At 57.7% G+C, this 11758-nt stretch carries 13 protein-coding genes; 7 read left to right on the top strand and 6 right to left on the bottom strand.

Features of this window, described 5'->3' with window-relative positions; translation table 11 throughout:
- Positions 1-41: 41 nt before the first annotated feature.
- On the bottom strand, positions 42-1610 hold the full coding sequence (locus BN1012_RS06565) for an acetate--CoA ligase (protein ID WP_244442956.1): 1569 nt from the start codon (positions 1608-1610) through the stop codon (positions 42-44).
- A gap of 128 nt (positions 1611-1738) precedes the next feature.
- On the opposite strand from BN1012_RS06565, the gene BN1012_RS06560 reads away from it, so the two are divergent.
- Positions 1739-2869 carry a CaiB/BaiF CoA transferase family protein gene (locus tag BN1012_RS06560; protein ID WP_043949014.1) on the top strand — a complete coding sequence of 377 codons (1131 nt, stop codon included), beginning with the start codon at positions 1739-1741 and terminating at the stop codon, positions 2867-2869.
- A gap of 33 nt (positions 2870-2902) precedes the next feature.
- A complete protein-coding gene (locus BN1012_RS06555) occupies positions 2903-3640 on the top strand; it encodes a histidine phosphatase family protein (protein WP_043949013.1) in 738 nt (245 codons plus the stop codon).
- Here the strand turns inward: BN1012_RS06555 and BN1012_RS16750 are convergent.
- Positions 3637-4095, bottom strand: coding sequence for a GNAT family N-acetyltransferase (locus BN1012_RS16750; protein WP_052534710.1), 459 nt, complete (start codon positions 4093-4095; stop codon positions 3637-3639). The two genes, BN1012_RS06555 and BN1012_RS16750, sit on opposite strands and share 4 nt — an antisense overlap.
- Before the next feature lie 133 nt (positions 4096-4228).
- Between BN1012_RS16750 and BN1012_RS06545 the strand changes: the two genes are divergently transcribed.
- Positions 4229-4690: a DUF4174 domain-containing protein gene (locus BN1012_RS06545; protein WP_206778011.1), complete on the top strand. Its 462-nt coding sequence runs from the start codon at positions 4229-4231 to the stop codon at positions 4688-4690.
- A gap of 73 nt (positions 4691-4763) precedes the next feature.
- Positions 4764-5351 carry a VOC family protein gene (locus BN1012_RS06540; RefSeq protein ID WP_043949011.1) on the top strand — a complete coding sequence of 196 codons (588 nt, stop codon included), beginning with the start codon at positions 4764-4766 and terminating at the stop codon, positions 5349-5351.
- An 88-nt stretch (positions 5352-5439) separates the two neighbouring features.
- Here BN1012_RS06540 and BN1012_RS06535 read toward each other — a convergent pair whose 3' ends face one another.
- The gene (locus tag BN1012_RS06535; protein ID WP_052535612.1) at positions 5440-7254 is read right to left on the bottom strand and encodes an extracellular solute-binding protein; all 1815 of its coding nucleotides are present in this window, start codon (positions 7252-7254) and stop codon (positions 5440-5442) included.
- Between the two features lie 327 nt (positions 7255-7581).
- On the opposite strand from BN1012_RS06535, the gene BN1012_RS06530 reads away from it, so the two are divergent.
- The gene (locus BN1012_RS06530) at positions 7582-8187 is read left to right on the top strand and encodes an invasion associated locus B family protein (RefSeq protein WP_081826253.1); all 606 of its coding nucleotides are present in this window, start codon (positions 7582-7584) and stop codon (positions 8185-8187) included.
- Positions 8188-8217: 30 nt separating this feature from the next.
- On the opposite strand, the gene BN1012_RS17845 is transcribed toward BN1012_RS06530, so the two are convergent.
- Both BN1012_RS17845 and BN1012_RS17840 read right to left on the bottom strand, forming a co-directional pair.
- Positions 8218-8346: a hypothetical protein gene (locus BN1012_RS17845; protein ID WP_275450965.1), complete on the bottom strand. Its 129-nt coding sequence runs from the start codon at positions 8344-8346 to the stop codon at positions 8218-8220.
- Between the two features lie 111 nt (positions 8347-8457).
- Entirely contained in the window at positions 8458-9180 is a 723-nt protein-coding gene (locus BN1012_RS17840) for an acyltransferase (RefSeq protein ID WP_043949009.1), read from the bottom strand.
- A gap of 117 nt (positions 9181-9297) precedes the next feature.
- Between BN1012_RS17840 and BN1012_RS06520 the strand changes: the two genes are divergently transcribed.
- Together BN1012_RS06520 and BN1012_RS06515 are read left to right on the top strand one after the other, a co-directional pair.
- On the top strand, positions 9298-10404 hold the full coding sequence (locus tag BN1012_RS06520) for an NADH:flavin oxidoreductase (RefSeq protein ID WP_043949008.1): 1107 nt from the start codon (positions 9298-9300) through the stop codon (positions 10402-10404).
- A gap of 105 nt (positions 10405-10509) precedes the next feature.
- Positions 10510-11415 (top strand): VOC family protein, encoded by a 906-nt coding sequence (locus BN1012_RS06515; protein WP_043950725.1) that lies wholly within the window; start codon positions 10510-10512, stop codon positions 11413-11415.
- Here BN1012_RS06515 and hspQ read toward each other — a convergent pair.
- Positions 11412-11741 carry a heat shock protein HspQ gene (hspQ, locus tag BN1012_RS06510; protein ID WP_043949007.1) on the bottom strand — a complete coding sequence of 110 codons (330 nt, stop codon included), beginning with the start codon at positions 11739-11741 and terminating at the stop codon, positions 11412-11414. The genes BN1012_RS06515 and hspQ overlap by 4 nt on opposite strands.
- Between the last annotated feature and the right edge of the window lie 17 nt (positions 11742-11758).

Raw genomic sequence — 11758 nt, 5'->3', positions numbered from 1 at the left:
GCGGGCGTCCGGTTCAGACCGGGCGCCCGTTTTTGCGCGGTCTACAGACGTGCTGGCAGCTGTTTGCGTGCCAGTTTGCCGTTGGCGGTGCGCGGCATTTCATCCAGGAAGCGGATTTCCCTTGGACGCTTATAGGGCGCCAGACTATTTGCGGCATGGGCCAACAGGTCTGCAATCTCGGGAGCAATCCCTTCCGGCTTCACGAATGCTGCAATCAAGTGGACCCCGGACGATACTTCGACTTCGCGCACGGCCACCTCATGGACGCCACGGTGACTTAGAAGGGCAGCCTCCACTTCTGCCGGGCTTACGCGATAGCCCTGCGCGTTCATCACGTCATCGGCCCGGCCTTCAAACCACACATACCCATCGTCATCCATATGGGCGAGATCGCCTCCACAGAACCAGTCACCGTGCCAAACTTGCATATCTTCTTCAGGGCGCTTCCAATAGCCAAGCATGAGCGCCGGGTCCGTCCTGTGGACTGCCAGCAACCCCGTCTCACCTGGTGGGAGAGGGGTCGCATCCGCCGTTTTTTCGGCAGGCAGAATGGCAACGCAGCGCCCCGGCTGGGGTCGTCCCGGCGATCCGGCTCGCGTGGGTGTGACGGGCCCAGATGAGATGTATGTAGAGCATTCGCTCATCCCCAAAGCTTCAAAGAGCGGCAGGCCTGTCATGCCGGCCCAATCTGCGGCCACCTGTTCGGGAAGAGGCTCGCCCGCTGTGAGGCCATGGCGCAGTGTTGGAATACCGTCGCAGATGTCGCTGTCACGCAGTAGCTGTCGATAGAGACTGGGCACCGCCGCAAACAGGGTGCCTTTGTGCGTGCGTATCAAGCGCGGCCAGACATTGATGTCCTTTGGCCCGTTATACAAAACCGTTGCCGCGCCATTTGCCCAAGGATCCGACAGGCCAACGCCCAGGGTGTACGTCCAATTGACGGCACCTGCGTGCACCATCACGTCATTGGACGTCAGGCCATACCAGCCCTCGACCATCGGCTTGCGGCCCCAGACGCTGCGGTGCGCATGCAGCACCCCTTTGGGTGTCCCACTGGTGCCTGACGTGTAAACCAGAAAAGCGGGATCATCCTTGTGCGTGTCCGCGTATCCAGCGCCGGGTGACTGGGCAAGCTCAGCGATGTCTGGCGGCAGGAGCGTGGGTGTCTGGCCGCTATCGATTGGCAGATCTGGTGACAACGCGATCAACTCGGCACCCGAATTCCGCAGGACAAATGCCGCTTCGAGCTGGGTCAGCTGTGCGGATGTCGGCACCGGCACAAACCCACCGGCAATTGCGCCAAAGAACATCAATGCCGCTTCAGGTGTATTGCCCATTCGTATGAGCACCCTGTCACCCTTTGAGAGGCCGCGCGCCTGAAGACCGGCAGCGATACCCTGAACCGCACGATCAAGCGCTGCATAACTCCACCGATCCGGCTGGTCGTCACCGTGATCGATGGTCAATGCGATTTTGGCGGGATCGCGATGGAGGGCGGGCGACAGACAGAACGCCGCCATGTTGAATTTTTCAGGTGGCAGGTCGCCGGTGTAGTGATGTTCGCTCATAGCGGCGGTATAGAGCGCGGGGCCGCAGTGCGCCAGTCTCACCCCGAGCGCCAGCAGGTTTACGCAGGGTCACGCTTGGCCGCATATGGGTATTTGCCGCACCCCTCCCAAGCCGCTAAAACCGATCGCAACAAAGCTATTTGAATCAACACACATCGGGAGAAATCGTCATGGGTAAAGGGCCGCTTTCAGGCGTCAAGGTTCTGGAATTTGCAGGCATCGGCCCGGGGCCGTTCTGCGCGATGCTGCTGTCAGACATGGGCGCGGAAGTCATTCGCATTGACCGCAAGGGGGCGCATGGCGGGTCCAAGTTTGACGTGACCGCACGCGGCCGCAAATCCATTGCGCTGGACCTCAAGAACCCGGACGCCATTGAAACGGTTCTGAAGCTCGTTGAGCAGGCGGACATTCTTCAGGAAGGCTTCCGTCCTGGTGTGATGGAACGCCTTGGCCTTGGTCCGGATGTGGTTCTCGGTCGCAATCCCAAAATCGTCTATGGCCGCATGACGGGATGGGGTCAGGAAGGCCCGCTGGCGCACGCCGCCGGCCACGACATCAACTATATTTCTCTCACCGGTGCGCTTCATGCCATCGGCCCCAAGGAAGGCAAGCCCGTTCCGCCACTCAACCTCGTGGGTGATTTTGGCGGTGGTGCGCTCTACCTCGCCATGGGCATGCTTGCGGCTCTGCACAGCGCCTCCGCCACGGGCAAGGGCCAGGTCGTTGACACTGCCATGACCGATGGTGCCACGTCGCTCATGTCCATGTTCTTCGGCTTCATGGCGTCGGGCATGTGGGAAGACGACCGCTATCGCAACATGCTGGATGGCGGCGCGCACTTCTATGACACCTATGAATGTTCAGACGGCAAGTTTGTCTCACTGGGTTCCATCGAGCCGCAGTTCTATGCCTTGCTGCGTGAGAAGGCGGGCCTCAATGATCCGGCCTTCGATGCGCAGATGGACAAGGGCCAGTGGCCGGACCTCAAGGAAAAGCTCTCGACTGTCATGAAGTCCAAGACCCGGGACGAATGGTGCGAGATCATGGAAGGCACCGACATCTGCTTTGCACCGGTCCTGTCCATTGGTGAGACGATCGACCATCCCCACAACGCGGCACGCAAAACCGTTGTCGAAATTGATGGTGTGGCACAGCCCAACGTGGCGCCACGGTTCTTTGGCACACCGTCGGAAATTCAGGGTCCACCCCCAGAAGCTGGCGGCAACACGGATGAAGTCCTGACAGCGTGGGGCTTTTCATCCGACGACATTGCGGGCCTGAAAACCAAAGAAGCGATTTAGGTCCCTCATCTATCCCAGTTTGGAGTAAGCGGCATGAGTGCATTGCCGGGCACAACGGGCCGGCGGCGCATCTATTTGATGCGTCATGGCCACGTGAACTATTTCTCACGCCAGGTGCGCGAGACCGGCGACACCTCACTGGTGCCGCTAACCGAACTGGGACAGGCCCAGGCCAAAGCGGCTGGTCAGGCGTTGGCGCATGTGACGTTCGATCGCGCGATCTGCTCGGGCTATCCACGCACGGAACAAACCGCAAAGCTCGCGCTTGAACAGTTGGACACCACCGTGCCGGAGCTTGAATACGACCGGCGTCTTGTGGAAATCCACGGCGGTGGCTTTGGACCGGTCATGGAGCAGGATGACATTGCGTCTGTGATGACGTTCACATTCGATCAGGCGGCAGAACCTGATGCGAAGATGGGGCCTGCGGGTGAAGTCTTCGGTGACGCGATGGACCGCGCTGTCGAGGGCATCAATGATCTTCTCAATACACCCAACTGGCACACAGCGTTGGTGGTTGCCCATGAAGGCATCAACCGTCTGCTGCTTGGTTGGTGCACCGGCAATGGCCTGAAAGCCATTCAGGCGTTTGAGCAGGACCCGGCCTGCATCAACATCATTGATGTGGACCTGGTGCCCAAGGAGACAGGCGACGGGACCGAAATCGTCCGCAAGATCATCAAGGCCGTAAACGTCACACCCTACAACTACGTGAAGCACGGCATGAACATGACGAGCCTTGAAGCCATTTTTGCGCGTGATCCTGCTTAGTCGGTCGGTGTTGCCTTTTGCATGATGGTGTAAGGCTTTCCGTCCTTTAGAAAGGACCCGACGACGATGAGGCCTGCTTTCAGATTTGCGTCAATCATCGCCGCATTGTCCTGATCGACGTGGCACTCGACCTGATTGAAACGCGACTGCACCAGCCAATCATGCTGATGTTGCATCAGGGTACGCGCAATGCCCTGGCGCCTGACACTTGGACTTACGCCGCCAAGCCAACTGTAGTAGCGATCGTAAGCTGTCGCATATCCTGCCTTGAAACCGAAGCGCTTGCCTGCCTGCTCTGCAAAGAAGAGCGTCACATCAGGCATGTTTTCCAAACGCCAGGCGAGGCTCGCCAGCCACTCATCCGTCGCATCGCCGCCAAATATCTGACGGCTCAGGCCTTCGAACTCTGCCAGATCTGCGGCGCTGAAGGGCGTCGTCAAGAGTGTGACGTTCATTTGCGGACTACCAGGACAGAAATTTGAGCGTCGACTGCGACTTGGCGAAAGCGTCAAGTCATCTATGTACTCGAGTATCATGAAACATACACATGCGCTCGCTGTCTTTCTAACAGCAACATCAGTGTTACCAATGAGACCAGCAGTGGCTCAGATGGAGCAGTTCCAATGGACGTATCGGCCACTGGTCGTAATCGCGCAATCAGATGACGAGCCAGCGCTTCGCGACCTGCATATTGTGCTGCGTCAATCACGCGACGCACTGGCGGACCGCGACGTCTTGGTGGTCACAGTGGCGGGCGATGACGTTACCGCATGGAACCCGGCGCTTGACGAGGCGCCAGACCACTCTTTCGATGCGACCCGCCTGCGCGCGACATATGGCCAGGCTGGAGCTGCGATCTCCATTGCGCTTGTCGGCAAGGACGGTGACATCAAGGACCGGGGTACTGTGCCCGGCGACATCCAGGACATGATGGACCTGATTGATACAATGCCTATGCGGCAAAGAGAGATTCAGGCTCGGGAGCGCGAAATGGAGCGTCGCGAGGAAATTGAAAACCGCATGTGGGGCGACGAGAGTTTCGGCAGGTAGACAGTAAGCTGGTGGTGTTTTCACGTGCCGGACAACGCGCTAGGCTCTATCCAAACATATTGGGAGACGCACTATGAAAGAGCTGCTTGGAACGGTCGATCACATCGACAACATCAAGACCGCCGCACCAAAAATTGCGGGCATCCATCACTCGGCTTTTCGCTGCCGTGACGCAGGGGAAACGCGGAAATTCTACGTCGATATCCTGGGACTGGAAGACGGCGCGGCGTTGGCTTTCGACAAGGATCCGGCAGGCAATGACCGGCCCTACATGCACCTGTTTTTCAAGATGGGCGACGGGAACTTCTTGGCTTTTTTTGATGAACCCAACTCGGTGAAGGAAGATCTTTTCACCATGAAGGACGGTATTGAGGATTATCACTTCGCCTTTGAAGTGGCCTCGATGGACGAACAGGCGCAGTTCAAGACACGGCTTGAAGAGGCAAAGGTCCCGGTTTTCGGACCGATTGACCACGAGTTCTGTCACTCGATCTACTTCTTTGACCCCAATGGTCTGGCGCTTGAAATCACGGTTCGCGACGCGTGCCACGACACGTACATGGCGGAAGAAGGCGCAGAAGCGCGCGCGGCCATCGCCAAGTGGACGGCAAAGACCGAGGCCATGAAGCAGGCAAAGCTGACGCCTGCAGCAGCCGAATAGCCGTCGACAAAGAGACCCGTTCAAAGAAAAGGCCCCTTAAGCATTTGTTGTTGAAGGGGCCTTTTGCGTGCGCGCTCGCTGCGCCGGTCTAGTTGGTGCCAGCGGACCACCAGGTGTCGAAACGAACAAAGTTGGGCTGCACCTGCGGGTGATCCAGATTGTTCCAGCGTGCCACCCACTGGTCAGGCGCATGATAGAGCGGGATCACGTAGTGACCTGACAGCAGGACGCGGTCCAACGCCCGCACTGCAGTCACGAAATCCTCACGCTCGCGGGCCTCAAGCATTGCCGCGATCATCGCATCCACCGCATCTGATCTGACGCCCATATAGTTGCGCGTGCCGTCCGTGTCTGCGCTATCGCCACCCCAATAGAACGATTGTTCGTTGCCCGGGCTAAGAGACGCCGACCAGAAGTTGAAAATCATGTCGTAGTCATAGGTCTGACGGCGTTGCTGATACTGGCTTGAATCCACGTTGCGGATTTTTGCATCAATGCCCAGCCGCTCCAGATTGCGAGCAAAGGTCAGCGCGAGGCGTTCGTCTTCCGGACTCGCGACCAAAATCTCGAACGCGAATTGCGCGCCAGATGCATCAACAAGCTTGGCATCCTGAACGGTGTAGCCAGCCTCTTTGAGAAGAGCCAGAGCATCACGCATCTGAGACCGGTTGCGTCCCGAACCATCCGTTCGTGGTGCTACATATCCCGACGCCATGATCTCCGGTGTCACGGCATCAGGGAAGGGTGCAAGCAGGGCTTTTTCGGCCGGGCTGGCCGGACGTCCAGCCGAGGACAATTCGGAATTGTCATAGAAGCTCTGGGTCCGCGTGTAGAGGCCGTAGAAGAGGTTTTTGTTGATCCACTCAAAGTCAAACATCATGCCCAATGCCTTGCGGACATTGATATCCGAGAAGACGTCGCGACGGGTGTTGAACACCAATGCCCGCATGCCTGACGGGGTGCTCTTCTTGAGTTGCTCGCGGATGATGCGGCCATCCTTCACCGCCGGCACGTCATAGCCGGTGGACCAGCGCGTGGGATCATCTTCGATACGCAAGGTGTACTCGCCGGATTTGAAAGCCTCGAAGGACGCATTCGCATCACGAAAATAGTCGTAGCGAATGCGATCAAAATTGTTGTGGCCGCGCGCAGCAGGCACATCCTTGCCCCAATAGTCAGGGTTGCGCAAAAAGGTGATGCTACTGCCTGGATCAACATTGCCGATCGTGTAGGGCCCGGACCCGATCATTGGTGTCAGACCTGTGCGTGTAAAATCCTGCCCCTCATACACATGCTTGGGCAGGATCGGCATAAGCCCCATGATCAGGGGCATCTCACGATCACCTTCTTCGGTGAATGTGAGGCGGACTTTTCGGTCTCCGGTCTTCTCCATTGACGCGACCTTGCCATAATAGAACTTGTGGTTTGGCCGCCCCTGATCGCGCAAGGTTTCAACGGTGAAAATGACGTCCTCCACTGTCACCGGCTGACCATCCGAAAAGCGCGCTTCCGGACGCAGGGTGAACTCAACCCAACTGCGATCATCGGGTGTCGTTATGGTTTCAGCGATCAAACCATAAAGCGAAAATGGTTCGTCATAGGCGCGGCCCATAAGGCTCTCAAAGACATGCCACCGGATACCGGCTGCGGACGAGCCGCGGATGATCATCGGGTTCAGGCTATCAAAACCACCAATCGCAGCGAGCTTGATCTCACCTTCCTGCGGTGCCCGGTCATTCACGTAATCAAATCGGGTGAAATCAGCCGGGTATTTGGGGCTGCCGTGCATGGCAATGCCGTGCTGCGGCGTCTGAGCCTGAGCGCTGGCAAGAGCTACAAGGCTCCCAGCAAGGGAAATCAGAAGTGTGAGAAGCATCCGCCGCATGACCATAAAAGCGCCCATCTTTGTTTTCATTTTCATCCCGCTGGTTTGGTAGCGAGTCGCATCCATTCGAAGATTGGCCCGTAACCCGGACATTCAGCAATATCGCAGTCAGTAATACTGGGTTTGTTCATCTAACCGCAGGCATGCTGGGTTTTGATGACAGGCCAACAAGGCCGATTTTAGGCATATTCAATTGCCAAACCGTGCCTTCAACGATGCGGTCATTATGCTTAACAGCGGTTGATCTGCTGGTTGATTTGACAGGACAGAGCATGCCGCGTTAGCGGTGGTGCGCAATCGAAGCCCGGCCACGGTCGGGAACGCACAGAATACAGGAACACAGACATGATCCGCCACACGATCCGCCGTTCACTCCGCAGCCTCATGAGCCCTCACAAACTGGGTGTGACTGCCGGTGCTGCTTTGATTGCTCTTGCCGGGTTTAGCAGTGCGCAGGCACAACAGGCCGAAGGCGCAAAGGTTGAGCCGTCGGTTGTGGAACAGCATGGAATGTGGGTGTTTGAATGCACGCCGTCAGAAGGTAAGGAATTCTGCTCTATGCAGCAGGTCCTTTCCAATGCAGACACAAAGGAAGTGCTACTTCATGTGACGATCGCATATCATCCGCGTACGGCGGACCTGTTGATGGTGTCACGCACACCGCTTGGCGTAGAACTGCCGCTTGGCGTGGGGCTCCAGGTTGACGAAGGTCAGCAGATGGCTGCGCCATACACCAACTGCACCACGGCAGGCTGCCGGGCAACGGCACCCTTGAGCGCAGATCTCGTGAACACGCTCAAGAACGGCAACACGATGAAGATTTCATTCGGCTATCGCGGCCAGCGGATTGATGCACCCGTATCACTGACGGGCTTCACCGCAGCGTACAACGCAATTACGGCCCGCAAGCCTGTTGCAACGCAGCCATCCCTGACAGCCCCTGCGCAGTAACGCGCAGGTGGCCAGACCGGGACACGTCGTTTAGTCGGCTGCGGAACCGAAGGGGTCCGAGCGATCTGCTGCGACCATTGAGCAGACGAAAAGCGTCACTGCAAAAGACAGCATGCCAACGCCGACCATGGCGAGATAGGCAATGTTTCCGGTATCCATGATGTGAACTCCCATTGAGCACAGGCTGGATGTGCCTGCGCATCTTCAACACCCCCAAAGGCTATGGGCGGAAGGCCGGGAGTCGCTTTGATCTGGATCAGCCCAAGGGGCCTAGTCGTTTCTTGAGGGTGCGACCAACGCGCGCAGCCACGAGAACAGAGAGTTGTTGCGCAAAAAATATCGCTCCAGTTGCTGCATTTCAGCCATCAGGGCATCGGGGTCCGCATAGAGGTCTTCGCGCTTCTTTATGGCTCGGTCGGGATCAAGCTCACGCACGACACGGGCAGGATTGCCGACAGCGATGACGTTTGCCGGGATGGACTTCGCGACAACGGACCCGGCACCAATCACCGAATTTTTGCCTATTGTCACGCCCTTGCAGACCTTAACGCCATAGCCCAGCCAGACATTCTCCTCCACAGCAATCGGCTTGTGGGCACCCTGTTCGCTGGTGCGGTCATAAACGTCATGCCAGTCGGAATCCGAGATATAGACCTCACCGGCGATCATCGTGTTGCTGCCAATGGTGACATTGTCCGACGACAGGATGCGGGTGCCCGGGCTGATCAGCACATAGTCCCCCATGTCGATCCGGCCTTCGCGATCGGCGCTTGTCCAGACAGTAAGGGTGATGGGGTAGGCAGGTGTGGTCCGAAGGGTGGCGCACCTGCCGATTGAAATATTCGGCCCATAAAGGCTTACATATTTCGGGTGCCCGGCATCCAGATAGGGGCCCACAGAATCAAATTGTGGTTCCAGGAAGTGTTTGACCCAAGCTCGCTGATACAAGCGGTGCAGGCGTTTGGCCCAATGGGGGCGGTGTTCTTTGCGCACGGGTTTTTCCCTTGTGGATCGTTCGATCAGGCCCAATATGCGGCGACATTAGCCCATTCCCCCATTTGCTGCTAAATACGCGGCGAACATATTTCCCCATCTAGAACGTGGATTATCATGACCTCCGTAGACACGCTTTTTCGGCCGTTCAAGCTCGGCCCACTCTCGCTTTCCAATCGCATTGTCATGGCACCCATGACACGCAGCCAGTCACCAAACCAGATCCCCGGCCAGAACGTGGCCGACTACTACCGCCGCCGTGCGGAAGCCGAAGTCGGCCTCATCATCACTGAAGGTACGACCGTGGATCACCCGGTTGCCAGCTTTGACACGAATGTTCCAGCGTTTCACGGCGAAGCATCGCTCAAAGGCTGGGCCAATGTCGTGAAAGAAGTGCATTCCGTTGGCGGCAAGATCATGCCGCAGCTCTGGCACGTGGGCATGATGCGCAAACCAGGCACTGGTCCAAACCCCGATCTGCCAAGCGCTGGACCTTCCGGCATGGTCAAGCCGGGCAAGCAGGTTGCCGAACCGATGACTGAAAACGATGTGGCTGATCTGATTGCAGCATTTGCCAAGGGGGCCGCGGACGCTCAGCGCATCGGTTTTGATGGCATCGAGATTCATGGCGCCCATGGCTACATCATTGATCAGTTCTTCTGGGGCGGCACAAATGAGCGATCCGATGCCTTTGGCGGCAACCAGCTGAAGCGCGTTCACCTGGGCGAGGAAATCGTCAAGGCCTGTCGCGCGGCAACAAGCCCGGACTTCCCGATCATCCTGCGTTACTCACAGTGGAAGCAGCAGGACTACGATGCCCGCCTTGCGCCAACCCAGGGTGAACTCGAAGCATTCCTGGCACCGCTGACAGATGCGGGTGTCGATATCTTCCATTGCTCAACGCGCCGCTTCTGGGAGCCGGAGTTTGAAGGCTCGAACATGAACCTCGCCGGCTGGACGAAAAAGCTGACAGGAAAACCGACAATTTCGGTTGGTAGTGTCAGCCTCAATGAAGAGTTCATTGCAACATTTGCCGGTATGGACGCGGCAAATGACGAGGGCCATATGGACGACCTTCTGGAACGCATGGAAGCGGATGAGTTCGACCTCATCGCCGTTGGCCGGGCGCTCATAAGTGACCATGAATGGGCTGCGAAGATCCACAAGGGCCAGTTCGACAATCTGAACCCGTTCACAAAGGAAGCTCTGGCTACACTCTACTAGTCGCCACGCAACCGCAAAGCCTTGAGCGGTCAGCTTTTGGGAGGCATGGAAACATGCCTCCCGACCGCGTAATGAGAGCTGCATACCTGCTGGAGGGATATGCCCATGCCGTTGAACCAAGTTGACCATGTACTTGTTGCCGTCGGTGATCTGGACGCGGTGACTCGCGACTATGAGGTTCTGACGGGCAGGGCAGTTTCTATTCGCGGCAGCCATCCTGACTACGGCACGGCAAACGCCATCTTTCAGCTTGAGAACACCTACATAGAGCTGATCACGCCGGTTGGTGAGGGCGCGTTCGCTGAACAGCTTCGCGACCATCTGAAGAAGAAGGGCGATGGCCTGTTTGGCATCACCTTCGGCACAGACGATGCACAGGCCACGTCCGACGAATGGCAACAAAAGGGCCTACGGGCGACGCCTCCGCAACCCGGAGAAGGGCATAGTCCCGACGGGAGCGTACGCCAGTGGCGCAACGTGTACGTGTCCAAGGAGGACGTACTCGGCCTGTTTCTGTTTGCGATTGAACATGTGTCGGATGCGAGCACGCGGCCCCTCGCAGCGCCGCAAACGGCCCCAGACGCCACCTTCCATGCGGTTGACCATGTGGTGGTCAACACGCCGGACGGCGACAAAGCCATATCCGTGTTCGGGGACAAGATGGGCATTCGCCTGGCACTTGATCGAGACGCCAAGCAATGGGGTGCACGGATGATGTTCTTCCGACTGGGCGGCATCACTCTTGAGGTGATACAGCGATATGGCGATGAAAAAACACCGGCCATGCCTTTGGATGCACGATCAGTGTATTGGGGTATGGCGTTCAGGGCGCGCGATGTGGCTGCCGCTCGTGACCGTCTGGCATCCAGTGGGGTGAATGTCTCGGATGTGAGAAAAGGACGCAAACCGGGCACGCTTGTCGCCACGGTGCGGGACAAGAGCGGTGGTGTTCCGGTGTTGATTGTCGGGCCGGACCCCGACGCTGCCCCAGACGCCGACGAAACAGCCTAGTGCGCTGACCCTGGCAGAATGGCGTAGAGGCCATCCTTCAGGTCGCCAAACATTTCCTTCACCTGCGGATGGCGGACCGGCTTGCCGGTTTCGTCGATCAGCAGGTTTTGCTCGGACACATAAGCCTCGTATTCCGTCTCATCGTTTTCAGCGAGCAAGTGATAAAACGGCTGGTCCTTGCGCGGACGCAGATGCTCGGGGATCGCAAGCCACCATTCCTCGGTGTTGTTGAACACCGGGTCGACATCAAAGATGACACCTCTAAACGGGAACAGGCGGTGTTTCACTACCTGGCCGATCTGGAATTTGGCTTCGCTGTGTACCATTGGCTCTGGGTCAGTCT

The organism is Candidatus Phaeomarinobacter ectocarpi (genome assembly GCF_000689395.1).
Taxonomy (GTDB): Bacteria; Pseudomonadota; Alphaproteobacteria; order CGMCC-115125; family CGMCC-115125; genus Pyruvatibacter; species Pyruvatibacter ectocarpi.
Note: the sequence above shows the minus strand (reverse complement) of the source record. Positions and strands in the feature narration are given on the sequence as shown.